The organism is Bacillus sp. REN16, from assembly GCF_020731355.1.
In the GTDB taxonomy this organism is placed as follows: domain Bacteria; phylum Bacillota; class Bacilli; order Bacillales; family Bacillaceae_L; genus Ferdinandcohnia.
The window spans coordinates 44,468-71,162 of the sequence record NZ_JAJFZK010000006.1; the positions used below are offsets into that span (position 1 = coordinate 44,468).

The window sequence follows — 26,695 nt, forward strand, 5'->3', positions numbered from 1 at the left end:
GGTAGGATTTTTATGAAGGAGTCATGCAGATGAAAAATGAAGATAGAGGGTTGAAGCCGTTTTTTCGGTTAATTTGGTCGACGAATATACCGAAGGCGGCTCTAACCATAGGGTTACTTGGTAGTATTATTACGACGTTTGTCGGTCTTTCCATCCCATTATTAACGCGGGAACTTGTGGACGGATTTTCTGGGATATCTGTTAATGCCACACTCATTGCTGTGATTGCAGCCGTGTTTATAATACAGGCAGTAATTGACGGAGTGTCAACTTACATGTTAGCAGCGGTAGGACAAAGGATTGTGGCAAGGTTGCGTGAATTAATGTGGGAGAAGCTTATTCGTTTGCCAGTCAGTTATTTTGATAAGCAACAAAGCGGTGAGTCGGTGAGTCGTATAGTCAATGATACTGGCATTGTAAAGGATTTAATCTCACAGCATTTCCCGCAATTTATCACAGGGGTTATTTCGATCATTGGAGCGATTATCATTTTATTAGTTATGGACTGGAAAATGACGCTGCTTATGCTGATTTCCGTTCCCCTTACAATGTTCGTAATGATGCCGCTAGGTCAAAAGATGGCGAAAATATCCCGCGGGCTGCAAGACGAAACAGCGACATTTTCGGGAAAAATACAACAAACCATCAGTGAGATTCGTTTAATGAAATCTTCAACAGCTGAAGGCTTTGAAGAGGAAAAAGGTGTTAAGGGTGTTCGGAATTTACTTACATACGGGCTGAAAGAGGCGAGGATTTTTGCGCTAATTGGACCATTTATGTACACAATTGTCATGATTGTCATCGTGGTCATCATCGGTTATGGGGGTATCCGCGTTGCCAATGGATCAATGACGACAGGATCACTTGTTGCATTCCTGCTTTATTTGTTCCAAATCATTTTTCCAATCACATCATTTGCAATGTTCTTCACTCAGCTTCAAAAAGCAAAGGGAGCCACTGAACGGATAATAGATATCATCCAACTTCCATTGGAGGAGGGACAAAACGGCAAGGAAATCGATATTTCAAATTTGCCGATCTATGTTGAACATGTTTCCTTCCGTTACAGTGGTGAGGAAGCAGTTATACACGATGTATCCTTTGAAGCGCAGCCTGGACAAATGATCGCATTTGCGGGACCAAGTGGTGGAGGTAAAACGACAATGTTTGGCCTATTGGAACGTTATTACGAACCTTCATCCGGTAAGATCCAAATTGGAGATACTTCAATCCAAGAGCTTTCGTTGGAGTCATGGAGAAGTCAAATCGGTTATGTTTCACAGGAGAGCGCGATGATGGCTGGAACCATCCGCGAAAATTTATGTTATGGATTAAAAAATGCGGAACAAATCTCAGACGAACGGCTATGGGAAGTCGCAAAAATGGCCTATGCTGATGAGTTCATTCGAGCCTTCTCAAACGGATTAGACACAGAAGTAGGGGAGCGCGGTGTTAAATTGTCCGGTGGGCAACGACAGAGAATTGCGATTGCACGAGCATTTTTACGTAATCCAAAGATTCTCATGATGGATGAAGCAACTGCAAGCCTCGATAGCCAATCCGAAAGCATCGTTCAAGAAGCACTTTCACGACTAATGGAAGGACGCACTACCTTTGTTATCGCTCATCGATTATCAACCATCGTCGATGCCGATCAAATCATCTTCATTGAAAAAGGGAAGGTGACAGGTATGGGTACACACGAGGAATTAATTAAGGGGCATGAGTTGTATCGAAGCTTTGCAGAGCAACAGTTAGCATAAAGCGATTGGGACGGAGGGGCTCCTCTGTCCCAGATATATCATGAAAATATTTTAGGATCTTCTTTTAGTATATGAGTTAGCAATTCTGTCATTTTTACAGTATCACAGACTCTTACGTTCGCATCGCCAAATTGACCTTTGTACATCACTTGATTAGTAAGAAAAACATTGTCCACTCGTTCGTATTTTTCAGAGGTATGACCAATATGTCTTCTTTGTGGCACGGAAATTTCCGTTTTATCCGGTAATACGGTAAAAAGCTGTTCATGTGAGTCGGTTAGTCGATCTGGTATATCAAGCCATTCCTCAACTCCATGAATATACGTACATCTACGTAAATCAACACCGATTAACAAAATGCTTGCCTTTTGATCTAGTAATTTGCCCCAACTCGACTCCCTTGCACAAGGCGTATCGAATTTTTCATTGCCCTCAACAAATTCACGTGCACCTTTTCCCAAAGCAGCTACTGAATGGGTGGGGTGCCACGAGCGAATAACCCCGGGGCGTTTTCTGAAAAGTTCTGTTAACAGTCCAACACAAGATGGTGATTCATCAATATAAAACCGTGGATTTTCAGCATTAATATACGACCATGTATGGGTAGGGAAAACTAAAAGTCCATTTTTCATATATTCAGACAATGCATTAAGAACGGTATCCGCACCACCATCAACCTGCCCAATACTTTTCATCGACGAATGAACTAGCAATGTTCCATTTTTATCGATTCCTAATTGTTTAAGATGATCTAGTAAGTCTTGTTTTGTATACATCTCATTCTACCTTTCTATCATTCTACCAATAGAATATCATATTTAATTTACAAGTCCATCTTGGGACGCGGGGACAGGTCCATTGACCCAAAAAAAGCAAGTCAGCCATATACGGCCAACCTGCTTTTATAATGCCCCTGCCAAGGAATTTCATTTTACCACAAAAGGGGGGGATTGGCCCTAGGTATTTCCGAAAAGTGTATGATAAGATGGACAAGCTGTTACATAGTACTTAAAAGATGTTAAAGGAGATGATGATGAGTGAGACAGGAGTTTATCGAAGTTATTAATGGAAGAGAAAACAATTTGAAGAATGTTCATGTCCAGATTCCTAAGGGGAAAATAACGATTTTCACAGGGGTCTCTGGTTCAGGGAAATCATCGATTGTGTTTGATACGATTGCTCAGGAAGCGGGGCGCCAGTTAAACGAGACCTTTAGCAGTTTCGCCCGACAGTTTCTGCCGAAATACAGCCGTCCCGAGGCCGATGAAATTAATAACCTATCCACCGCTATTATCGTGGATCAAAAACGACTTGGTGGAAATGCAAGATCTACGCTTGGGACGGTTACAGACATTCATCCTTTGTTTAGACTTCTTTTTTCACGCTTTGCCGAACCCAGTATTGGTTGGAGTAATGCTTATTCCTTCAATGATCCAATTGGAATGTGCCCACATTGTGAGGGAATCGGTAGAACGATAACGATAAACCTTGATGCTGCGTTAGATAAGGAAAAGTCCTTAAATGAAGGTGCCATTTTACTGCCTGGTTTTGGACCTGGCACATGGCAATGGAAAGCATATGCTGAATCAGGTTTCTTTGACAATGATAAGAAAATCAAAGACTATACAAAAGAAGAATTTGATAAACTTATTTATTCTGAAGAAGAAAAAATCGTAGTAAGTTATATGAACGGTGAAATCAATACCACTTATTTGGGCTTAGCTGTAAGATTTATGCGCCAAAATGTAGGTAGGGATAAAGATACCTCGAAAGCTGCCGAGAAAAAGTTAAAGGAATTCACTACAACTGGCACATGTCCAAGCTGCCAAGGTTCACGGTACAACCAGGAGGTCTTGTCTTCTAAAATCAAGGGCTATTCCATCTATGACCTGACAGCGTTGCAACTTGATGAGTTATGTGATGTGCTTCAATATTTCGATGACCCAAATTTAAAACCAATTGTTGATGGGATTCTAGAACGTGTAAGAAATCTTTGTGATATTGGTTTAAGTTATTTGACCTTAACGCGCGAAACTCCAACCTTATCAGGTGGTGAGTCACAACGAGTTAAAATGGTGAAATATTTATCCAGCAACTTAACTGGGTTAATGTACATATTTGATGAACCAAGTACCGGACTTCATCCACGTGATGTTTACCGTTTAAATGAATTACTTGTCAAATTACGTGATAAGGGAAATACGGTTTTAGTCGTGGAGCATGACCCAGACGTCATACAGATTGCAGACCATGTCATCGATGTTGGTCCCAATGCTGGTACGAATGGTGGTAACGTAATGTTTAGTGGAAGTTATCAAGGTTTATTGACTTCAGATACACTAACAGCTAAATATTTAAATCAAAAAATGGAAATAAACGTGAATCCAAGATCAGTTGCTGAGTTTTTAGAAAGTAAAAAAAGCAGCCTGCACAATTTAAAAAATGTCAGTATTCGTGTGCCAATTGGTGTTTTTACAGTTGTTACGGGTGTGGCGGGGTCTGGTAAAAGCACACTTGTAAATGAAGTTTTTGCAAAAGATTTTCCGGACTCCATAAGGATTGACCAGAGTCAAGTGCATGGTAACATTCGTTCTAACCCGGCAACTTTTTCAGGGATTATGAATTCGATTCGAAAAGCTTTTTCTGTTGAGAACAACGTAGACGGTGGGTTATTTAGCTATAATTCTAAAGGCGCCTGCGAAACTTGTGGTGGAACTGGAACGGTTGAGCTAAACCTATCCTTTATGGATAAAATGGAAATGGAATGTAGTGAATGTCACGGTGACCGTTACAAACAGGAAGTACTTCAATATCTCTATAAGGGAAAGAATATTGTTGATATCATGGAGATGTCCGTGGCGGAAGCAGTGGAATTTTTTGAAGCAAAAGACATTCAGAGACAACTAAAAAGCATGGAAACAGTTGGTCTTGGCTACCTGTCATTAGGACAACCATTAAACACGTTATCCGGTGGGGAAAGTCAAAGATTGAAACTGGCGAAAGAGCTTAATAAAAAGGGAAATATCTATATTCTAGACGAACCGACAACTGGATTGCATCTATCAGATGTCTCCAATATTCTTGTGATTATCAAAAAATTAGTAGACAAAGGTAATACCGTTATTGTCATTGAGCATAACCTGGATGTCATTCGAAATAGTGATTGGATCATTGATCTAGGTCCGGATGGTGGTACTGGTGGTGGAGAAATTTTATACGAAGGACCACCGGCAGGTCTTAAAGATTGTGAGCGTTCGATAACTGCGAAGTATATTTAAGAAGATGACGAAGGGACAGGTCCGTTGACAGTGATGGGACAACGAATCTGTCCCATTATTCTCTTATTTTCTCCGATATGGCTATAAATAAAATAAACCTGCGGGGAGAAATCGTATAACTGCATTTTTCCCCATAAATGTTGGTTTAGTCATAGTGTCGTTCTTTTAAGTGACCAGTATGTTTTATAGGTGAGATTATCCTCTGATATGCTATAATTTTGGAGGATAAAAAAAGTAGGGAGTGACCATTCTTGGCAATACATGTTGTACTATTCCAGCCAGATATCCCGGCTAATACTGGAAATATTGCACTAACTTGTGCAGCAACAGATACAGCTTTGCATTTAATCCGTCCACTTGGCTTTTCAACTGATGAAGAAATGATCAAACGGGCAGGTTTTGATTTTTGGCATTCTGTAAATATCACATATTATAATTCATTGGATGACTTTTTTTCAAAGAATCAAGGTGAGTTTTATTTTATTGAAACGTTTGGGGAAAAAACTCATTCAGCCTTTGATTTCAGTGATCGTTCAAGGGAACATTATTTTATGTTTGGAAAAGAAACAACGGGTTTACCAAAAGATTTGCTAGAACGACATAAAAATCACTTTTTGAGGATCCCAATGAATCACCATATTCGTTCACTCAATCTATCAAATACGGCTGCAATATTGGTATATGAGGCATTAAGACAGCAAGGCTATCCCAATTTAAAATAAAAAAACTTCCGTTTCATAAGATTTCTTGTTGACCTGCAAAATACCTGCAAGTTCCTTATTCTAGAAATAATAAAGCTTCAGAATAATTGCTTTTTTCCACCAGCTATGTTTAACTGGTATCTAGTAACTTAATAATCTAACAATTCGACTAGGGGAGCATGTAAATGCTGAGAGGTAGAAATATCGACCCTTTGAACCTGATCTAGGTAACACTAGCGTAGGGAAGTGGAGTTGGTATTTTTCGTGAAAACGATTATGTATGCCGAACCCATTTCTAGTCTCTAGTGATGGGATTTGTTTTTTCTCTCTCCCGATGTCAGATGGTAGAAGGAGGAAATGAAAGTGAGCAGTCAATTTACAGATCGATTATGGAACCGGGTTGAACCCATTTGGAATGCGTATTTGGAGCATCCTTTTGTGAAAGGGATAGGCGAGGGATGGTTAGAAAAGGATAAATTTAAACATTATATGAAGCAGGATTATGTTTACTTGATTGAGTATTCCCGTCTATTTGCGCTAGGGAGTGCAAAGGCCCCTGATTTAAAAACGATGTCCATTTTTGCAAATCTTTTGCACGGTACGATGGAGATAGAAATGGATCTTCATCGCCAATATGCGGCAAAATTCGGTATATCTTCTGAAGAACTAGAGGCAACCGAGCCTGCATCCACTACTACTTCATACACAAGCTACATGCTAAATGTTGCCCAACTTGGTGGTGTTGAAAATGTTGTCGCAGCTGTGCTTTCCTGTGCATGGAGCCATAACTTTATTGGGAAAAAACTAGCATCTTGGCCGGGAGCAATAGAGCATGAATTTTATGGAGAATGGGTGAAAATGTATTCATCAGATGAATTTACTGCGTTATCCGAAGATTGTAAAACTCTAATCAATGAAATCACAAGCGGAAAACCTGAACGAGATTTAGCTGTACTTGAAGAAATCGTCGTCAAAACCAGCAAGTTCGAATACATGTTTTGGGATATGGCGGAAAACCAAGAGGATTGGCCAATCACAAAATAATCCAAAACCTCTGTTGACAACCCCGTACCAATTCATGTAAGGTATAAAAAAATATTGACAAAAAAATGAAAAGAATTTAGAATAAAAACAACTATTTTGTAAAGCAAGATAGTTGTTTTTAAAAATGCTATCTTGTTTTACCAACTACCTAAGATAACTTTATTTTTTTATACACTACCTTGCATAGCATATTAGAGGAGGCAGTATGATGAAATGTCGATAAGAAGCCAGCTGTTAAAGGGAATATTAGACGGATGTGTATTAGCCGTCATTGAAAAAGAGCCAATCTATGGTTACGAACTTTCACAAAAACTGCTGAATATCGGTTTAGCTGATGTAAGTGAAGGGACCATTTATCCGGTTCTTTTGCGGCTCCAGAAGAATGGACTTATTCGAGGAGAAATGCGCCCTTCTGAATCAGGACCGAATCGGAAATATTATTTTTTGACAGACAAGGGGTATGAGGCATTAGAAAGCATTACGGAAGAATGGGAGCAAATTTCAAAACCGGTGAACGAATTATTGAAAGGAAGGTAAGGATATGCTATCAGCAAAAAGTGAGTTCTTTATAGACAATCTAAGAATGTACTTGATGATGTCAGGAAAAAATGATCAAGAAGTTTCGGAATTAATTGAAGAACTAAAGGATCATCTTAGCGAAGCGGAGAAAAGTGGGAAGAGTATAGATGATATTGTTGGTCAAACACCAGAACAATACATGGCTTCATTAAAACAGGAAATGAGGACAGATTACAAACAGCTTACAAAATTTCTACCAATCTATTTTATTGGAGTCATTGCTTATTTCCTCATTGGACCAGCCATAAGAGGAGAGTTTGAACTTAACTATATTCAAGTTATTGGGATCCCGATCTTAGCAGTGTTGGGGCTAGGGATTTATGTTTATTTTTTACAGAAGGCTGGTCAGAAGCAATTTTCAAAGAAGATGTTTTTTCTTAGTGGAGTAATTGCAAGTATGAGTGTAACGACCTTAGCAATTGTCATCATAGTTGGAAGTACGATATTTATGAATCCGTTTTTTATCGGTGATACGACAGCTGAAGTGGCGGTGATAGTGATTTGTGGTAGTATTTTTATTGGAACCGCGATTTGGAGTAAATCATGGGTTTTTATTGTGATTCCAGTTTTCCTTATTATCCCCGATGTTTTTACCCGCTTTACGGACGTGAGTATTGAAACGATCATTATCATTAGCATTTCTTCTTTTGTATTAATGTCTGTGGTCCTCATTCTAAATATATTAATAACAGAAAAAAGGAAAAAAAAGCTCGTCTGAAAGTTTTTTAAAATTTGATGTCTGACTTGTTTATTGCGCCGCAAAATGTGGTGCTTTTTTTGAATGAACGGAACAATTAATTTAGGTAAATTTATTTTTCCGGATGACTCTTACCTTTCTTATATACCTCATATTCTCCCCAGGACAAAAAGCAAAGTCCAACTAAAAAAGAAAGTAAACTTAAGTTACTAATGCTGTCCCAAATTCGTACACTGCCAAAAGTTTCACTTACATATTTTACAACAATTAGAATGGTTGCAATGGCGATTAGTAAGATTCCCATACTTCTCTTTACCAAACAAATCACTCCCAAATAGAATCACGTAATTTTTATTCCTTTAATTTATATATCCATATTTTAACATTTAATGCACATTTAATGGACCGAATTTTATTAAATCGTTTAATTTGGGTATTTAATCGGTTTCTTCAAAATAGGATGGAATTAAAGTGACTTGCAAGAATATTTGAAAATATGAGGTGGATATATGGATTTTAGCAATTTTAAATCAATCAAAGATTATGGCTTTGTAGGTTATATTCCAGTTAGTCAATTGATGCAAAATCAATCTATCATTCCTCATTCTAGAGGGGTTTATATGGTCCTATATACTCCTGACATTTCTCCAAAATTTTTGAATAAGGGTTCAGGCGGTTTTTTCAAGGGCAAGGACCCTAATGTTCCAATCGAAGAGTTAAAGGTCAACTGGGTAAATGATACAAAAGTTATCTATATAGGCACCGCCGGTGGTGGAAAAAGCGCTGCGACGTTACATTCTAGAATCAAACAATTAGTAAAATTCGGTAGGGGAAAGAACGTTGGTCACTCTGGAGGAAGGCTGATTTGGCAAATAGAAAATAACCATGACTTGATCATTTGCTGGAAGGAACTACGTGTTGATGATCCATATGTTGTTAAAAAACAGTTAATGAGAGGATTTAAGAACATGTATCGAAAAAGGCCATTTGCTAATTTAGTTGATTGATTTCAGAATAGGTTCATACAAAAACGAGAACTAATCTTCGGATAGAGGATAATTTTTCGCTTATTTTCCTTTAGAACAACGACAAAAAAGTAGCCCAATTTATCTTGGACTGCTTTTTTGTCGTTTCTTTAGATAATAGAGAATCTGGGACACGGAACCTGTCCCCCTGTCCCACAATCAAATAATATGTAAAATTTGACCTACATCAAATAATAGTGATAATCATTTTCAGTAAAATAATTTTAGCAGAATAAGAGGAATTTCCAAATTAACGATAGATTAATTATCTGGGTATAATATCGCCAGGTGCATTTGAGTTATGGGGAATGAAAGGAGTCTATATGATGGATGAAGGAAAAATGGATGGAGTTATGACCCTAGAAAAAGAAAAGGTAAATGAGAATGTTGAAGTATGGGAAGATCTTGTAAATATAAAAAGCTTGGTTCTTTCATTATTAATATGCAGCTTTATGACACTAGGAGGGTATTTTATTGCACCAAATGAACCCCCTGCTCCTTTGTTTTTCGGATTAATTGGAGCTGTAATAGGCTTTATTATATGCAGCATTTTAATTAAACCAAAAAGGATGTTCCATGAGGCGGAAAGTGAGGAGTAAGGATTGGACTTTGTATTAATATTACAAATGATTTTGGCCGCAGTAATGGCCGCTGCTATATATACCGTTGTAGGTGTTGCACCAGGTACCGATGAAACGGCAACAATTGCACCTGTGATTTTGGTATTAGTACTTTCAGGCTTAGAACCTGTTATTATATTAACCTTCTTTATTTCAGCCATTGTTGCTTGTAAATTGACAGATTCAATTCCGGTTGCTGTCGCGGGAATTCCAGGTGGAGTAATGGCAACTCCAATGGTCGAACACGCAGTAATTCTTAAAAAATTTGGACTGTCCGATGTCAGCATTCGAAAAATGGCTTCAGGCTCTGTGATTGGTACACTTGTAGCGGTACCTGTCAGTTTGCTTTTAGCCAATGCATTAATCCCGGTTGAAGATGTTATTAAGGAATATGCCAACCCGTTATTTTTTATTGGTGCAATTCTTTTAGCGCTTATGTGTAAAAATAGATGGCTTGCCATTGCTTCAATCATTCCATTTGCTCTCTTAATTCAAGGACTGCGTCATTTATATTGGGGTGTTGGTGCAGTTCCTGAGGGTACGAATGTTTTTGTATCATTTTTCTTAGGAATCACAATAGGCCCGGTTATTCTTACTTTATTTGAACTTTTAAACAAGGAAAAAAGGGATAGTCTTGAACGATTTGATAGAAAAACAATATTGTTTAATAATACAAAGCAATCGAAGGGCTTTCCAAATCCATTTACAATCTTAACGAAGAAAGAGCTTGGTATGGGTGCATTATCTTCATTAATAGGTTCAATCACTTTTATTATGAGTCCCGTGGGAATTACGATTTTATTAGGGGAAGTTTTTTCAAGCCGTACGAAAGATCCTAAGGAGAAAGCCGCGCTTGCAATCGCATGTATGGAGGCGTTAACGAATGCAACCTATATAGCAGGAACATTAATTCCACTAATCGCTTTAGGGGTTCCATTATCACCTATGGCAATTGGCCCAGCGAATGCATTATTTAATGCGCCTCCAGTTTTTTCATTAGAGCATAATATCCACCACATTCTATCAAAAGGGGATTTTGTTTGGGCAACACTTATTGGAGCGGCTATTGCTATAGGAATCACATTCTTTGTCACAATTAGATTTTCCCAGCAAATTTGTGCTTTTGTCTTTAAAAGAATTCCTCATGAAGCAATGCTTGGTTTGTTTTTTAGCCTGGTGATATTGCTTTCGTTCATGGATGCTGGTTGGATTAATGTTGGTGGTGTTTTATTAGTCGGATTAGTTGCTGGGGTCCTTCACCGCTGGGGTATTAATTACGGTGTTCAATTTATGGTGCTCTATTCAGCACCATGGATCATTTTAAAAATAGTAAGTTAATAGAATTTTTAAAAGAGTAAGGGCGGGTGTAGAAAAGATGATTCAACTTTCTCAAAAAACAGCTACTGGCAGTGCACACGGTAAATTAATTTTAACAGGAGAGCATGCTGTTGTGTATGGGATGCCTGCAATTGCGCTACCTTTTCCATTGGTTAAGGCAGTATCAACTGTTGAGGAAATTGCCGATGAATCGGTGATTTCCTGTGAATATTATGATGGTCCTCTTAATCAAGTTCCGGAAAAATTGCGAGGAATTGCTGCTTGTATAAAAGAAGCATTGAAAGTATTACATAAACCACAAAAAGGTTTATGGATTCGGCTGAATACCTCAATCCCAATTGGTCGGGGACTTGGTTCAAGTGCTGCAATCGCAATGGCAGTTGTAAAGAGCCTATATTCTTTTTATGGGGCGGCCTTAAGTCAAAAAGACTTAATGACACTTGTCCATATAGCTGAAAGCTACGCTCATGGCAATCCAAGTGGAATCGATACTGCCGCGGTATCAAGTGATTTTCCGATATGGTTTCAAAGAGGGAAAAGGCTGAAACAACTTCAACTTGCTAGACCACTATTCATGGTCATTGCGGACACTGGAAGGATAGGAGATACCCATAGTGCTGTATCGATTGTAAGAAAAAACTATAAATATAAACCTGAATCGACAAAAAAGTCATTAAAACAGCTTGGATACATTTCACTTGAGACTAAAAATGCGTTAGTAAACGGTAATGTGAATTCACTTGGTAGTTTGATGAATCGAGCACACACCGAGTTGTCAGAACTTGGTGTTAGTGATAATGGGATTGATAAGCTTGTACATGCAGCACGGAAAGAGGGGGCGCTTGGTGCAAAACTAACTGGTGGTGGTAGGGGAGGATGTATGATGGCTCTAGCACATAACCTAACTCAGTCCAAGGAGATTGCCAATGCGTTAATGAAAGCGGGGGCACGTAATGCCTGGTATTTTAAATTGAAAACTGATTAAGTTTTATAGAATGAAAGAGGGATATAGATGAAAGCAACTGCAAGAGCATTTACGAATATTGCATTGATAAAGTACTGGGGGAAGCGGGATGAATCACTTTTTTTGCCAATGAATAATAGCCTTTCTATAACACTAGATAAATTTCATACAACAACTAGTGTTCAATTTTGCGAATGCCTTATGGAAGATATTGTTATACTTAACCATTCACTCATGGATACAAATGAGGCAAGAAAAATCACTACATTTCTTGATCGCTTAAGGGGAAGTTCAGGAAAAAGGGTTCATGCAATTGTAGATTCGATAAACAAGGTGCCAACAGCAGCGGGATTTGCCTCATCTGCATCTGGTTTTGCAGCATTAGCTACTGCTGCCACAAAAGCCCTTGATCTTGATGTAGATAAAAAAGCACTATCACAAATTGCTCGTCAAGGTTCAGGGTCTGCTTGCCGTTCAATCTATGGCGGATATGTTGAATGGCAAAAAGGGGAAAGGGAGGATGGAACAGATTCATATGCCTCTCAGGTCTTAGACGGAAAAGACTGGTATCTTAGCATTCTTTCGGTTACTTTGTCATCTGAACCAAAACATATATCAAGCAGAGAAGGAATGAAACGGACAGTTGAAACATCACCATTTTACTCCAGTTGGGTTGTTGAGGCGGAAAAAGATCTCCAAATTGCAAAGGAAGCCATCAGGAAGCGTGATTTTGAAATGCTAGGAAATGTCGTGGAAGCCAATGCCTTAAAAATGCATGCCACAACACTTGGGGCCAACCCACCATTTTTATATTGGCAGAGTGGAACATTTGAAGTCATGCAAGAAGTTCAAAGCTTACGGCAATTAGGCATTCAAGCATATTTCACAATTGATGCCGGTCCGAATGTTAAGATTTTATGTCAGCCTGATGATGAGCAGTATATAAGGAAGAAAATGTTGAATTTGCAAACTGTTCAGGATGTGCACCTATGCCATCCGGGACCAAGTGTTTCACTTATTTAGGTAGGGACACGGGGACAGGTTCGTATCCCACCTTGGGACAATAAACCTGTCCCTCTGTCCCATAATCGATTTTTGGAGGGAAAATTCTTTATGACATATTCAGGATATCGTATAAAAGTACCAGGAAAACTTCTAATTGCAGGTGAATACGCGGTTCTTGAACCAGAACAGCAAGCAGTAGTTATTGCAGTTAACCGTTTTATTACAGTTACAATCGAACCAAGTACACAATACATCCTTTCACTGCCGGATTTAGATTTTGATTTTTTGACTTGGGAAAATAGCGGGAATACGATTCAACTTAGCGATTCGGATTCGCAATTACAGTTTATTCAACATTCGATTGAGGTCGCTACTCAATTTTTACAAGAAAGTTCAATCGATGTACGTCCTTTTCATTTAACAATCAATAGTGATCTTAATGACTCCTTAAGTGGTAGAAAATATGGGCTTGGCTCAAGTGCCGCTGTGGTTGTGGCTGTTATATCAGCTATATTAAAGCTGCATTGTACTGAAAATCCCTCACTTGATCAGATATTTAAACTATCTGCAATTTCCCATTTAAAAACACAAAAGAATGGCTCTGGGATTGATATTGCAGCCTCGACATATGGCGGCTGGCTAATGTATTCCTCTTTTCAACCCAAATGGGTATTAAATGAATTACAGAAAAGGACAAGACTCATCAATCTGGTTGAAAAGCCTTGGCCAAATTTATCCATCACCCCATTACATGCACCCACATGTCTTAAACTATATGTCGGCTGGACGAAAGAAGTCGCATCAACCGTGTCAATGATTAATAAGGTCAAAAGCTTTCAAAATAAGCAACCTAAAGAGTATTACCAGTTTTTAAAAAAAAGCTCTTTTGCTGTTGAAAGACTGCGGAAAAGCTTTGAGGAAAATGATTGCATGGGGGCTCTTTTAAGTCTATCAATAAACCGACAAGCCCTTAAGGAGCTAGGAGAGCATGCTGGCATTAAAATTGAAACCTTGGGGCTTGAAAAATTATTATCTGTAGCCTCAACATATGGCAGTTGTAAATCATCAGGGGCTGGAGGTGGCGATTGCGGAATTGTTTTCATGAAAGGCGAAGGACATAGGGAGGCGCTTTATAAGGAATGGAGAAAAGTAGGCATCATTCCTTTAAATTTACGTATTTCGGAACAAGGTGTAAAGGTGAAAAGGCGGGAGTAAAGGAATATCAACAATGAATACTTTTAATAAGAAGAAAGTATAAATGAGGAAAACAAAGAGGATCTAGATGTCATCGTAGATGCATTCAAACGCGGCATCTTTTTAAATGTTTTGTCAAAAATAAAAGGATTTCGGGAAAACCATCAAATCAATAAAGAGTTCAGTAGGATGTTAACATTAATTGAAGTTGCCAGTCATTCTCAAATAGGGGAAGGTAAGCAGGCCTCAGATATGATAGGAACATATATCAGGAACACGACAATAAATCGATTGATGAATTAATTTTATATGGAAATTTAGCATTCATGTGCGACTATAAACTTGTTCGGAAAATCATATCAGATGCAGTGGGCCAAATAGAAAGCAAAGAACCGGTTGATAAGAAAAAACAAATGATCAGGAGTTAGTTGCAGGTGCCCTTGGGGATACTATTTTATTTTTTCAAAATATCGGGAATAAGAAGAAACGTTTCTATGAAAATAAATTTGTAAAACTGGCTAATGAAAAAGCTCATAGAAGATAAATAGAAAAACCGTTCAGTTGACTGAACGGGAAAAGTGTTAGTATTTAAAATCTAAATTCCAGTTTTAACGCCAAAACCTACTAAAATTAGGCCAGTTGATTTTTGGAATACTTTTTGGAATTTTGAGTTATTTAACCATTTCTTTGCATAATCAATTACATAAACAAGGGTAAGAAACCATAATACAGCGAGTAAAGTAAGGATGGTTGCTAATAAAATCAATTGCTGATTTACATTTCCGTTCAAATCAATAAATTGGGGCATGATGGTTATATAAACCAAAACAGTCTTTGGATTAAGAATATTACTTAGTAAAGCTTGCATAAAGGACTCTTTATTATATCGACTTGAAGAAATAGTAGGTACATTTGCTTGGGCTTGAATGTCCTCTAGAGAAAATACACTCTTTGCAAAAAAACTTTTTATTCCTAAATAAATTAAGTAAGCAGCACCCAAATATTTGATTGTACTGAAAAGAATGACTGATTTTGCAATAACAACGGATAATCCAAGAATCGCAATAAGCGTCCAAAACGAAAGGCCAGTTGCCATCCCAAGAACTGTATAACGCCCAGCCTTTGACCCGTAGCGGAGTGTGTTCTTGATCAAGAGCATCGTATCTACCCCGGGTATAATAACCATCATTGCAGCAATTGATATGTATGTTAGTAAACTATCCATCTATTTTTCGCATCCTTTCCAATAGTGACTACATAGGTAACTACTTAAAAAGTATATCAGATCGACTTGGAAAAAATCAACAAAATTTGCTAAGATATTAGTTACATTGGTAGCGACTAAGGTTGTGGTGGAGGGTTTATGAAAGAAAACATTTTAGAAACGTTAAAAAATCTAAATTTTACTGAATATGAAGCGAAAGCGTATCTTACTTTATTGGAAGATTCACCATTAACTGGTTATGCCGTAGCAAAAAATTCTGGTGTACCTCGTTCGAAAATATATGAAGTTCTGGAATGTCTTACCTTACGGGGGGATATTCTTGTTAGTCCCGGAAATACAGCACAGTATATTCCTGTTCCTGCAAAAGAGCTAATTAAAAACCGTCGAATGAAAGCAGAAGAGAACTTTGAACTAGCGGAAAAATCATTGGCGGAATTTGAACGTTCCACAAATGACCGCGAAAATATCTGGAATATCACGGGACGCAATGAAATACTCGATAAGGTCAAAGATTGTATAGTATCTGCAAAAAAAAGAATTCTCTTGGAGGTTTGGAAAGAGGAATTTGAGGAATTGGAGCATGATCTAAGGCAAGCAGCAAAAAGAGGGGTCAACGTAACGATTATTGCTTATGGGGAAATTAACACTGATTTTGCTCATGTTTACCTACACTATATGGGTGACAAAATTACGGAGGAGTATGGTGGACGCTGGCTAGTTATTAGTGGAGATGATTCAGAAGTAGTAGCAGGAATTGTCTCGCTAGGTAAAGATAGCCGTGCAGCATGGTCAAGGCATGTAGGCTTAGTCATGCCAATTACTGAAGTCATGATTCATGATTTGTATATCATGGAAATAATGGAGAAACATAGAGAAATTTTAGAAGAAAGTTTTGGAGAAAACCTTGTCAATTTACGTCGGAAATTTTCGATCCATCCAGATTTCAAAAAACATTATATTAAATAAACTTGGACTTTTTTATCTGTTCTAAAGACTAGTAAAGGGGATGGTTTTAAGATGATGAAGGTTTTCGGTAACTTTTTCGGAGCAAATCAACAGCTCACCTTGGAAAAAATAAAAAAAAGTAAATAGGGACCTTTGGGGTTCGTTTTTTGGGGGTTAAGTGGTACATATACCGCAGCTTTGGTTGCGAAAAATAGACCTTTTATACTAACTTTTGTGAATCTCCCTACTCCTTTGTATATTTTAAAATTACTCCGAATATAATCAAGTTGAATACTTACAAGGGAGTGTGTAAATGGGGGTAGTAACAAGGTTTTTTGTCCGTCTCGTTCAACGTTTTCTTCCTGATGCCTTTATTTTTGCGATTATACTTACTTTCTTGGTGTTTGTCTTGGGGATCTTGTTTACAGATAGCGGACCGGTTAAGATGGTGACCCATTGGGGAACAGGATTTTGGGATTTACTTTCTTTTACGATGCAAATGGCTCTAGTAGTGGTAACGGGGTATGTCTTGGCCAACGCACCCATTATTAAGAATTTCCTTGCTCGATTGAGTAATTTGGCTAAAACACCGGGACATGCGGTTATGCTTGTAACTTTTGTATCTGCTATCGCTTGTTTAATTAACTATGGATTTGGACTAGTAGTTGGAGCGTTGTTTGCCATCCATGTGGCAAGGCAAGTACCATCCGCAGATTTTCGTATTTTAGTAGCTGGGGCATATAGTGGATTTTTAGTTTGGCATGGTGGATTTTCAGGATCAATTCCGTTGACAGTAGCAACCCCTGGTCATTTTTTAGAGAAAGACATGGGAGTCATTCCGGTAAGTGAAACTCTTTTTAGCCCAGCGAATTTATTTATTGTCGCAGCCCTAGTATTAACACTTCCGATATTTAATAGATTCTTGATGAAAAGCAGCAATGCGATTTACCAAGATCGATCCCGTTGGGTGATTCCAGAGGATTCAATTGATACAAAAGAAGTGGTAACCCCAGCCACTCCAGCAGAAAAAATTGAAAACAGTGTGATCGTTTCGATGCTCATCGGCATAATGGGTTTGGGCTTTATCGTCTACCATTTTGTTACCAAAGGCTTCGATTTAAATCTTAATATCGTAAACTTTATTTTCTTATTCTTAGGAATCATGCTACATAAAACACCGAAACAGTTCTTAGACACGGTAACGAACGGAGTAAAAAATGCAGGGGGCATTATCATTCAATTCCCCTTCTATGCCGGGATTATGGGAATGGTTACTTTTTCAGGACTATCCGAGGAAATGGCTTTGTGGTTTGCTTCATTTGCAAATGAGCAGACTTTGCCGTTCATTTCGTTTATCAGTGGAGGTCTTATCAACGTTTTTGTACCATCCGGTGGTGGTCAATGGGCAGTGCAAGGACCGATTATGATCGAAGCAGCGGCGGCAATAAATGCGGATATCGCGAAAACGGCCATGGGTGTTGCGTGGGGAGATGCCTGGACAAACATGATTCAACCATTCTGGGCCTTGCCTGCTTTAGCGATTGCCGGATTGCATATTCGGGATATCATGGGGTTCTGTGTCATGATTCTATTTTATAGCTTTATTCCGATTACAATAGGATTATTATTGTTTTAATGCGAGGCAAACGGGCGTACCGTTTGCCTTTTCTATATCTCAATATTGCTTAATTATTAGAAACTGATGAATAAATGTATTCATTACAAAAGAAACTTTTTATGATGTTATCCGTATATACAGTTATGAAACTTGAAAGGAGACAATATGGAATCAATTTTATTATTTTCAGTCATTATCGGGTTGGCTTCAACTCTTATCCTCTTTCCGTTTTTACAAAATACGAACAAAAAGGAAAAGGAACAGAAAGCTAAACCCCATACCGGCCTTCTCCTGATTGGTACGGTTTTAACTACTACTTTCATCTTTATTTTTTTCTATCTGACAAATCTTGACCGAAACTTTTCTTCGGTTTGGCTTTTAGCGCTTGTTGTTACTGCTGTTGGTGCATTCTTTGCAACGGGATTTGAAAGAATGGTCAAAGGGATTTTATTTCTAGGAAGTCTTCTCTTCAGTATCTATTTAGGAACGGCTTTCCTATTCAATGCCGACGAAAAGTATGAAGTTTCCAGTATGGCTCAAGAAACGGAGATTGAGGTGTTTGATGAAACAAAAACACCAGCTAGTGTTCCACCGCAGTTTGCGCGTAATAAAATGAAAAAAGCGTTTGGTCAAGTTCCAAATACGAGTTACTATGAGCTTGGAAATTTACAAATTCAGAAGGTAAATAATGACTATGTTTATATCGCACCAATTGAATTTTCTGGACTTTTTAAATGGTGGAAAGGGGAACGTACTCCAGGCTATTTCACGATTAGTGCCACGGATTCGACTGATAATCCTAAGTTTGTGAAGGCAGAAATGTCTTATACGCCATCCTCTTATTTTCATAAGAATTTAGAACGGCATATGCGCATGAAATATCCAAATATGATCTTTTACGGGGAGCCTCAATTGGAAATCGATGAGGAAGGAAAACCCTATTATATCCGCTCTTATGGGAATTTTATTTCGGCACGAAACGGCTTTGAGGTCCATGGAATAGTACTTGTTGACCCAGTCACAGGAAAAACGGAAATGTTTGCATTAGCAGATGTCCCTGAATTTATTGATGGAGCCGTATCTCCGGAAGTAGTTAGTTTGCAAAATAGCTATTTTGGGAATTATGTAAATGGATTCTGGAACAGCAAGTTTGGTAAATCTGATGTAAAACTTCCTTCTGATGAAGGAACGGAAGCGAATGTAAGTCCAATTTTTGATGAAAATGGAGATATGTATTATTTCACTGATTTTACCAGTCCGAAGGAAGGGGTCGATTCAATGCTAGGCTATTCCCTCACGAATTCAAGAACAGGGGAGGCTACTTATTTTACTGGTAACTTACAAGAATCATATATGGATTCGCAGGGCGCTCTTCAAATTATCGAAAAGAAATTCATTGAAAAGAAATGGGATGGCGAAATGCCGATTCTCTATAACTTTTATGGAGAAGCTAGCTGGTTAACCCCCGTATTAGATGCGAATGGGTTTTTACAAAACTATTTTATCGTTTCTGCTGCCAATCCGGAAATCTCCGTGTATGGAAATACGCCAAATGAAGCATTAAAGCTATATAAAACGGCTTTGCAACGTGGTGGAGGAAAGGTTGATGGCACCTCAAAAGCGGAAGAAAAGCAAATAAGCGGGAAAGTCGTGCGTGTCTATAAAGAGAAAGCAGAAAATGCCACAATTGTTTATTTTTTATTAGACAATAATCAGAGTTATATGATCTCATCTGAGAATAGCCCAAAAGCGATTTATTTACAGGAAGATGATACAGTTAATGTGACATTCCTAGATACAGGGGAAGAATTTTTACCGGCAAAATCAATTGTGATTCAAGGATTAGATTAATACTTTTAATTGTCCGAAAGTTAATTACAAGTTGGCGTATTCTAGTAGAAGCTCTTTAAAAAGGTGAGAATATGAAAAAAAGATATTCTAATTTAAATAATGTAACCAACAAAAAAACGTTTCAGGATATGCGAAAGTGGCAAAAAGAAAGACGAAATAAAGTGAAAGATTTAACCAAAAATATACCACAGTGTCCAAACAAAAGGATTGAAGAACTTAGAGAAAACCGAAGTAGAGATTCCTACACGTGGATTGGACATTCTACCTTTTTGCTTCAGTTGAATGGCCTAAATATTCTTACGGATCCGGTATGGGCAAAGAGAATGGGTTTTGAGAAGCGATTAACCGATCCAGGAATTTCATCGGTAGAGCTGCCTGAAATTGACGTTGTAGTGATATCACATGGACATTACGACCATCTTGATTTTCCGACGTTAAAAAAAATACCAGGAAACCCGCAATATTTTGTTCCCATAGGCTTGAAGTCCCTTTTTAGAAAAAAAGGGTACCAAAATGTTAGCGAGATGACATGGTGGGAAACGACTAAATACAGAGGGGTTCAGATTCAATTTGTCCCTGCTCAACACTGGACAAGAAGAACGATGGGCGATATGAATACTTCTCATTGGGGTGGGTGGATTTTTCAGAATGCCAACCAAACGTATTATTTTGTTGGTGATACAGGCTATTTTCCAGGGTTTAAGGAGATAGCAGAACGACATATGATTGATACTGTATTTATGCCAATTGGCGCGTATGAGCCTGAATGGTTTATGGCTGACTCACATATTTCACCTGAAGATAGTGTGAAGGCTTTTATCGAATTAAAGGCAAAACAATTTGTTCCAATGCATTATGGTGCTTATCGATTGGCAGACGACACAGGACCCGAAGCCTTAGACCGCTTATTGCAAGAATGGAAAAAACAGCAATTACCGGAGGAGCAATTGAAAGTTTTACTAATAGGGGAAACTGTGATGTAAATATGATGTTACAAAAATGCATTGAGGAATTGAGCTCTCAATGCATTTTTTTATATCAAAATTTATAGGTTTCATTGTGTTTCCTTAATTGGGCTACTTCCTAAACTCCTTGTGTAAGTTTTTTGGAGATAGATTATATTCCTTTTTAAAAAGCCGATAAAAGCTGGAATAATCTTGAAAACCGCATTTTGTGGCAATTTCCTCAATTGAGAGTTCATTTTGTTGAATGAATGCAACGGCGGTTGCTAGTCGTTTCAATAATACATATCGATAAAAGGGCACTTTCATGTGATTCTTAAAATAATGGGAAAAATAATATTTGTTTAAATGAAAATGACTTGATACGTTGTCTAAGTTCATTCCTGGATCGGTCAAATGGTTTTCAATGTATTCGATAATTGAATGTAAGCGTTGATCGGTGTCACTGCTTAGACTGCTTGTAGTCTCACCACTTTCCGGATCTAAAATAATTTCCATAGCCCTAATTCAGCACAAAAGCCCATTGGGAAGCTGCATATGAAGCACATAAAAAATCAGTGACTGTACTGAAAAACTCTAACGAAACCTTGCCGCTCACTACGGACAAGTTGAATTCTAAAAAGGTATATATTGAAGTTTTCCATAAAGATCTGGAAAGAGCTACCTCTTTTAGAATCATAAACCAACAGGAGTCTTACCAATAACCTTACCGGCAAGTGAAGAAGTGATCGCCGTTTACCAAAATGGAGATTGCGTATCCCCTAATGACGTACCAGGATATGATAAAGACAAATATATGCCAGCCTTTATGAGCTATGCTTATAAAGATACTGACGGTAATGTCTATAAACTTGGACATGGTTTGAAATATTAAGTAATGAAAATCACAGGTGCGATGCCTGTGATTTTTTTGTATAAGGATGGGCATAAGCTTTAGGTACGGTGGTATTGTTAGGGGGAAAATAAATGTATCAGTTAAGTGATACATTATACATAGAAAAAGCCAATTTTCAATTGCAGAAAATTGGCTTTCTTGGCTTATTTTAATGTAAATCTTAGTATGCTAAGCCGAAAAGGGCCTTGATGTGAGTTAAGTAACGAACATGACTTGCTTCCTTCATTAATGAAGCCGGAAGACCTTTTAGCGGAATATTGTTACTGCCAACCGTTGCTACACCGTCTTTACGACCAAGACTGGCAAGTGTACCAGAGTTGATTGGGTTAAATTCCTCGAGTTGTTGACCTTTAAGGATTGCAAAAAGGTTGTACCCACATGTTTCTCCCATTTGCCATGCGTTTTGAGCGGTAGGCGCATATAATGGACGACCTCCATCAGCTGGAAGGGCAACAGATGCGTCACCAACCACAAATACTTCTGGATGTGATTTAGAACGTAAGTATTCGTCAATAACCGCTTTACCACGATCACATTCAAGACCTGATTCTTGAACGATTGGCAGTGCTGCAACGCCACCAGTCCAAACAAATGTGTTTGCTTCGATTGTAGATCCGTCTTTGAGGGAAATTTTATTCCCTTCAACTCCTGTAACCGGTAGCCCGGTTAAGAGATCAACGCCACGCTTAGCTAAACTTTCAGTAGCTCGTTCAATTAGGTTATCTGGAAGAACTGGTAAGATTTTAGGGCCAGCTTCAACTAATTTGATGTCTAAATCATTGAAGTTAACGCCGTATTTTCTAGCAATTTTAGGGAAGTGGTCAACGATTTCACCAACGAGTTCAACACCAGTTAAACCACCACCACCGATTACAATAGTTGCATCTGCTTGGTTTTTAGATTCCGCATAGGAAGCGATTTTACTTTCAATGTGTTTGTATATTTGGTGTGCATCATCAACTGATTTTAATACGAAACTATTTTCTTCAAGTCCTGGGATACCAAAGAAACCAGTTTGGCTCCCAAGAGCAACAACTAAGTTGTCATAACTCAAGACAGCACCGTCCGCCAGGTGAACTTCTTTTTTGTCTACTGAGAAAGTTGTCACTTCGCTAATTACAACGTTTATATCTTTTTCCTTAAAAAGTTTTGTTAAAGGGAAAGAGATTGCGCGCTCAGTTGTTGAACCTCCCGCAAGACGGTGTAATTCTGTAATAAGTGTGTGATTAGGGTATTTATTCACCACAGTAATTTGGGCTTCCTCTTTGCTTGCATATTTACGTAATGTTAGAGCAGTTAATAAGCCTCCGTAACCCGCACCTAAGATGACGATTTCCTTTGACATAATTTATCCTCCGTCCATACTAGTAATAAAAATGGGTATAAAATATTATGCTTTACGTTCAGCTTGAACTTCTAAAAATGCGCTCACGAAGCGCAACATTTTTTGTGCTTCAGGATCTTTTAATAATTTTAATACACCAAATAGACCGATATTCTCATTTGAAGCTTCTGCACGGTCCTTTGCTTCGATAGCAGTTGCCGCGATCGTTTTAACCGAGCCAATTACAGGTTCAGAAAATTCTTTTAGGGCACTAACTGTATCATTTTTTAATACTTCATCGGTTGCTACTAATTGGGCTAAGTCATATGTTTTTGTTAACAGATTTACAGCCTCTGTTAATTTTGGTAGTTGCTCCACTAAAGTAGTGAGTGATTCTTGAACTTCAGGTTTTAATAATTGATCAAGTACATCTGTTTTTTCTTTGCCTAGTGATTCTTGAGTTTTAGTCAATACTTCTGTCATATCCAAATTCTCCTTCTTAGTTGAATTTCTACAAAGCATATCTTGGGTGAAAATGCTGGTAGATTTCGAGTCATGTTCACATATTCACATTTTATAAGGGCAAGCAACAGTGATTAAAGCTAAACATATAATTTAATTTTTGTATTAAAGTATACATTTTTTAGAAATCTAAACTTGTTTGAACCGTGTTTTTATGTAATTCCCTTAACGTTATTTCAATGTGATATCTATTTGACAATATAACTATAACGCTGTTTTTGAAATTCGTAAACAACCAGCATTTGGTTCCGTATATAATAAAGTGGTAAAAGGATTAATTGAAGCTAAATAATATTAGTAGGAATGACTAAACTAATTCAAATTAATGGATGGTGGAAATGTTCATTCGAAACATGGACTCTTCATTATAGAAAAGCCCCGTTTTTTGCGAGTAAAGTCCGATTATAAAAACACTCTGAAATCTAAAAAGCAAATACATGGCCGCCTATTTTGGTTGAAACTGTACGGCTTCGAAGGTAGGAGCTTGACGTTTTATCAGGATTATAAAAAAATAATGCGCCATTAGTTGGATCTTCACCATTCATCGCCCGTTTTGCTGCTTCTAAATGTTGGGAATTAGGAGTGGCTGTATTTATTGCACCGGTTTCTGCTGGGGTAAATTGATAATATCCGTAGCTTTTTTCAAATAATACATCTTTAACAGTATTAGGGAATAAAGGGCTTTTTACCCGATTCATAATTACCGCACCAACAGCTATTTGTCCTTCTAGTGTTTCACCTCTTGCTTCACTAAATATCATTTTTGCAAGCCACTCGACTTCTTCCTGGTTTTTCGCTGGCTGTTGCTTGGAAGCGAATGATGTTTCAGTTGTGATTGGCGTACTCATAGAAGGAATTGTCAATGTTTGTCCAAGACTTAATAAATCTGAAGATAGATTATTGGCTTTCTTGACGGCGTCCACTGTTGTTCCGTTACGTGTGGCAATACTGTACAACGTATCCCCAGCGACAACTTCACATTTATTTTTAGTGGTTGGAGATGGGGAAGAAGTCTTACTTTTGGGGATGGTCAACTCTTGTCCAACCTCTAATAAATTTGAAGATAAATCATTTGCTTTCTTTAAAGCATCCACCGTTGTGCCGGTGCGTTTAGCAATACTGTATAACGTATCCCCGGAAACAACTTGATGTGTAGTAGTATCAGCAGTTTGAGCAGGTGCAGGAGTACTTACGTTTGGAATTGTCAACGTCTGCCCAATCTGTAAAAAATCCGATGACAGATTATTCACTGATTTAATGGCATCCACAGTTGTTCCGTTACGTGTGGCAATACTGTATAACGTATCTCCTGAAACAATTTTATATATCATTTGATTTGGGGTTGATATAACGCCATTGGGAATTGTCAACTTTTGTCCAATTTGTAATACATCTGAAGATAAATGATTGGCTTGCTTTAGAGCATCTACCGTTATCCCGTGACGCATGGCTAGACTATATAAAGTATCACCGGATGAAACGGTATACGATAAAGAAGTTATCTCCGATTGTTGAATATCGTTTTTTGCCGCAGAAGCTTTATTTGTTGGCAGTGCACCAACGCCTAGAACAGACAACAACATTCCCCCAGCCATAATTTTACAGGTTTTTATCTTCAATAATGGTAATTTGCTTTTGATATAGTTAATCGCATCAGCCGTAATACTGGACTCATTCACTTTAGAGAGAGTTCCTAATTCTGCCGAGAATTCTGTTAAGTTTTCATTCATATATAAGACCACTTCAATTCCGTTGTCGGTATGGTTAATTTTGTAATGAGTAAAAGTTTCCATGTCAATCACCCTCCATTTTCCTTTTTACTATCCCCCTATATTTCATTTTTACAATAATGAAAATGCAGAATATCATGTTTAAAAGTGTGTAGGATCGCGCAAATTTGATGCAAAAATAAGATCTAAAGCTAAGAAAATAGTCCGTAATAAAAACTGGGACAATCTATTCATTTTCTGAATTTTTAGTATTCTATCTTGATAAACCTATTTACCATTGGTATAATAAAACAAATGTTCCCATACAACCGAGAGATAGACTTGGTTTATGACAACCCAAGACTAGGCAGAAGGGAATAAGGTAATTTTTTTGAAAATCGATTTTAAGGAGGAAAATCTTCATGAAAAATCAAGTCAAATTATTACCATTTACCATTCAGTCAGTTGTGGATCAAACAAATGAAACACCAAAGGGGATTCAAATTGTACAAGCACCTTCTTTATGGGAAGACAGCAACCAAGGTGAAGGCATTGTCATTGCGGTGATTGATACCGGTGTTGACACTTCACATTCAGATCTAAAGGACCGAATTATTGCAGGACGTAATTTTACAACGGATTACAATGGAGACTCAGAGATTTTTGAAGACAATAATGGTCATGGCACACATGTATCCGGTACCATAGCGGCTAGTCTTAATAATGAAGGAGTTGTGGGGGTTGCCCCAAGGGCTAAAATTTTAAGCCTAAAAGCCTTGACGGGAGAAGGGGCAGGCAATTATGAATGGATAATCGATGCCATTAGCTTTGCGGTTGATTGGAGAGGACCTAACAACGAAAGAGTTCGTGTAATTTCTATGTCACTGGGTGGTCCAAAAGACGTACCTGAGATGCATAAGGCGATAAAAGATGCTGTTAATCAAAACATTTCGGTCGTTGTTGCAGCAGGGAATGAAGGGGATTCCCGTGAAGATACATTTGAATATGCCTATCCTGGGGCATATAACGAAGTGATTTCTGTCGGCGCTGTGAACATGGATTTGGAACTTGCTCCATTTTCAAACACACATACGGAAATTGATCTGGTGGCACCTGGGGTGGATGTGGTTTCAACATTTCCTGACAATAAATTTGCAGAATTAACAGGAACCTCCATGGCGGCCCCTCATGTTGCAGGTGCGATTGCTTTACTTATAAATGTAAGTGAAAAAGAGTTTGAACGAACACTAAGTGAAGCCGAAATCTACGCGCAGCTCATCAGAAGAACTGTACCACTGGGTAACAGAAAAAGTGCTGAAGGAAATGGATTCCTCCAGCTGGACATTGTAGAAAAATTAAACGATTTAATCCAAACATCGAGCATGAATGTAACTCACTAGTACAAAAAACTGAATAACCAAAAAGCCCTTAAGATC

At 38.1% G+C, this 26,695-nt stretch carries 24 protein-coding genes and 1 riboswitch; of the genes, 17 read left to right on the plus strand and 7 right to left on the minus strand.

The features are described 5' to 3' along the window. Positions 1 to 29 precede the first annotated feature (29 nt). Entirely contained in the window at positions 30 to 1,763 is a 1,734-nt protein-coding gene (locus LKW28_RS09300; protein WP_229140090.1) for an ABC transporter ATP-binding protein, read from the plus strand. 38 nt (positions 1,764 to 1,801) lie between these two features. On the opposite strand, the gene LKW28_RS09305 is transcribed toward LKW28_RS09300, so the two are convergent. Next, a complete protein-coding gene (locus tag LKW28_RS09305) occupies positions 1,802 to 2,539 on the minus strand; it encodes an AAC(3) family N-acetyltransferase (protein WP_229140091.1) in 738 nt (245 codons plus the stop codon). A 261-nt stretch (positions 2,540 to 2,800) separates the two neighbouring features. Here LKW28_RS09305 and LKW28_RS09310 point away from each other — a divergent pair, with 261 nt between their 5' ends. The 5 genes from LKW28_RS09310 (at position 2,801) to LKW28_RS09330 (ending at position 8,083) form a co-directional block, all read left to right on the plus strand. Further along, positions 2,801 to 5,041, plus strand: a complete 2,241-nt coding sequence (locus tag LKW28_RS09310; protein ID WP_229140092.1) for an ATP-binding cassette domain-containing protein — start codon at positions 2,801 to 2,803, stop codon at positions 5,039 to 5,041. A gap of 251 nt (positions 5,042 to 5,292) precedes the next feature. Then, complete coding sequence (trmL, locus tag LKW28_RS09315; RefSeq protein WP_229140093.1) at positions 5,293 to 5,763, plus strand: tRNA (uridine(34)/cytosine(34)/5-carboxymethylaminomethyluridine(34)-2'-O)-methyltransferase TrmL; 471 nt, start codon at positions 5,293 to 5,295, stop codon at positions 5,761 to 5,763. 140 nt (positions 5,764 to 5,903) lie between these two features. Next, positions 5,904 to 6,004: riboswitch (TPP riboswitch) on the plus strand. 101 nt (positions 6,005 to 6,105) lie between these two features. Continuing rightward, on the plus strand, positions 6,106 to 6,786 hold the full coding sequence (gene tenA, locus LKW28_RS09320) for a thiaminase II (protein ID WP_420708852.1): 681 nt from the start codon (positions 6,106 to 6,108) through the stop codon (positions 6,784 to 6,786). A 213-nt stretch (positions 6,787 to 6,999) separates the two neighbouring features. Continuing rightward, positions 7,000 to 7,323: a PadR family transcriptional regulator gene (locus tag LKW28_RS09325; RefSeq protein WP_229140095.1), complete on the plus strand. Its 324-nt coding sequence runs from the start codon at positions 7,000 to 7,002 to the stop codon at positions 7,321 to 7,323. A 4-nt stretch (positions 7,324 to 7,327) separates the two neighbouring features. Further along, a complete protein-coding gene (locus LKW28_RS09330; RefSeq protein ID WP_229140096.1) occupies positions 7,328 to 8,083 on the plus strand; it encodes an HAAS domain-containing protein in 756 nt (251 codons plus the stop codon). Positions 8,084 to 8,174: 91 nt separating this feature from the next. On the opposite strand, the gene LKW28_RS09335 is transcribed toward LKW28_RS09330, so the two are convergent. Further along, complete coding sequence (locus tag LKW28_RS09335; protein WP_229140097.1) at positions 8,175 to 8,381, minus strand: hypothetical protein; 207 nt, start codon at positions 8,379 to 8,381, stop codon at positions 8,175 to 8,177. A 190-nt stretch (positions 8,382 to 8,571) separates the two neighbouring features. On the opposite strand from LKW28_RS09335, the gene LKW28_RS09340 reads away from it, so the two are divergent. The 6 genes from LKW28_RS09340 to LKW28_RS09365 all read left to right on the plus strand — a co-directional run bounded on the left by LKW28_RS09340 (position 8,572) and on the right by LKW28_RS09365 (position 14,229). After that, positions 8,572 to 9,069: a hypothetical protein gene (locus LKW28_RS09340; protein WP_229140098.1), complete on the plus strand. Its 498-nt coding sequence runs from the start codon at positions 8,572 to 8,574 to the stop codon at positions 9,067 to 9,069. A 344-nt stretch (positions 9,070 to 9,413) separates the two neighbouring features. Beyond that, positions 9,414 to 9,686 carry a hypothetical protein gene (locus tag LKW28_RS09345; protein ID WP_420708854.1) on the plus strand — a complete coding sequence of 91 codons (273 nt, stop codon included), beginning with the start codon at positions 9,414 to 9,416 and terminating at the stop codon, positions 9,684 to 9,686. A gap of 3 nt (positions 9,687 to 9,689) precedes the next feature. Continuing rightward, positions 9,690 to 11,045 carry a tripartite tricarboxylate transporter permease gene (locus LKW28_RS09350; RefSeq protein ID WP_229140099.1) on the plus strand — a complete coding sequence of 452 codons (1,356 nt, stop codon included), beginning with the start codon at positions 9,690 to 9,692 and terminating at the stop codon, positions 11,043 to 11,045. Between the two features lie 37 nt (positions 11,046 to 11,082). Beyond that, on the plus strand, positions 11,083 to 12,030 hold the full coding sequence (gene mvk, locus LKW28_RS09355; protein ID WP_229140100.1) for a mevalonate kinase: 948 nt from the start codon (positions 11,083 to 11,085) through the stop codon (positions 12,028 to 12,030). Between the two features lie 27 nt (positions 12,031 to 12,057). Beyond that, complete coding sequence (gene mvaD, locus LKW28_RS09360) at positions 12,058 to 13,032, plus strand: diphosphomevalonate decarboxylase (protein WP_229140101.1); 975 nt, start codon at positions 12,058 to 12,060, stop codon at positions 13,030 to 13,032. 90 nt (positions 13,033 to 13,122) lie between these two features. After that, on the plus strand, positions 13,123 to 14,229 hold the full coding sequence (locus LKW28_RS09365; RefSeq protein WP_229140102.1) for a phosphomevalonate kinase: 1,107 nt from the start codon (positions 13,123 to 13,125) through the stop codon (positions 14,227 to 14,229). A gap of 574 nt (positions 14,230 to 14,803) precedes the next feature. Here LKW28_RS09365 and LKW28_RS09370 read toward each other — a convergent pair. Beyond that, a complete protein-coding gene (locus tag LKW28_RS09370; protein ID WP_229140103.1) occupies positions 14,804 to 15,433 on the minus strand; it encodes a homoserine/threonine efflux transporter in 630 nt (209 codons plus the stop codon). A gap of 138 nt (positions 15,434 to 15,571) precedes the next feature. On the opposite strand from LKW28_RS09370, the gene LKW28_RS09375 reads away from it, so the two are divergent. The 4 genes from LKW28_RS09375 to LKW28_RS09390 all read left to right on the plus strand — a co-directional run bounded on the left by LKW28_RS09375 (position 15,572) and on the right by LKW28_RS09390 (position 20,830). After that, positions 15,572 to 16,399, plus strand: coding sequence for a TrmB family transcriptional regulator (locus LKW28_RS09375; protein ID WP_229140104.1), 828 nt, complete (start codon positions 15,572 to 15,574; stop codon positions 16,397 to 16,399). Between the two features lie 292 nt (positions 16,400 to 16,691). Beyond that, the gene (locus tag LKW28_RS09380) at positions 16,692 to 18,014 is read left to right on the plus strand and encodes a short-chain fatty acid transporter (protein WP_229140105.1); all 1,323 of its coding nucleotides are present in this window, start codon (positions 16,692 to 16,694) and stop codon (positions 18,012 to 18,014) included. A gap of 147 nt (positions 18,015 to 18,161) precedes the next feature. Further along, positions 18,162 to 19,847 (plus strand): hypothetical protein, encoded by a 1,686-nt coding sequence (locus tag LKW28_RS09385; RefSeq protein WP_229140106.1) that lies wholly within the window; start codon positions 18,162 to 18,164, stop codon positions 19,845 to 19,847. Positions 19,848 to 19,918: 71 nt separating this feature from the next. Next, positions 19,919 to 20,830, plus strand: a complete 912-nt coding sequence (locus LKW28_RS09390; protein ID WP_229140107.1) for an MBL fold metallo-hydrolase — start codon at positions 19,919 to 19,921, stop codon at positions 20,828 to 20,830. A gap of 93 nt (positions 20,831 to 20,923) precedes the next feature. Here the strand turns inward: LKW28_RS09390 and LKW28_RS09395 are convergent, their stop codons facing one another. From LKW28_RS09395 to LKW28_RS09410, 4 genes are all read right to left on the minus strand, one after another. After that, complete coding sequence (locus LKW28_RS09395) at positions 20,924 to 21,307, minus strand: helix-turn-helix domain-containing protein (protein WP_229140108.1); 384 nt, start codon at positions 21,305 to 21,307, stop codon at positions 20,924 to 20,926. 557 nt (positions 21,308 to 21,864) lie between these two features. Continuing rightward, positions 21,865 to 23,049 (minus strand): NAD(P)/FAD-dependent oxidoreductase, encoded by a 1,185-nt coding sequence (locus tag LKW28_RS09400; protein WP_229140109.1) that lies wholly within the window; start codon positions 23,047 to 23,049, stop codon positions 21,865 to 21,867. Positions 23,050 to 23,094: 45 nt separating this feature from the next. Further along, a complete protein-coding gene (locus LKW28_RS09405; protein ID WP_229140110.1) occupies positions 23,095 to 23,511 on the minus strand; it encodes a DUF1641 domain-containing protein in 417 nt (138 codons plus the stop codon). A 461-nt stretch (positions 23,512 to 23,972) separates the two neighbouring features. Continuing rightward, positions 23,973 to 25,343 (minus strand): LysM peptidoglycan-binding domain-containing protein, encoded by a 1,371-nt coding sequence (locus LKW28_RS09410; protein WP_229140111.1) that lies wholly within the window; start codon positions 25,341 to 25,343, stop codon positions 23,973 to 23,975. Positions 25,344 to 25,681: 338 nt separating this feature from the next. Between LKW28_RS09410 and LKW28_RS09415 the strand changes: the two genes are divergently transcribed. Continuing rightward, positions 25,682 to 26,659, plus strand: a complete 978-nt coding sequence (locus LKW28_RS09415; RefSeq protein WP_229140112.1) for a S8 family peptidase — start codon at positions 25,682 to 25,684, stop codon at positions 26,657 to 26,659. Positions 26,660 to 26,695: the final 36 nt, after the last annotated feature.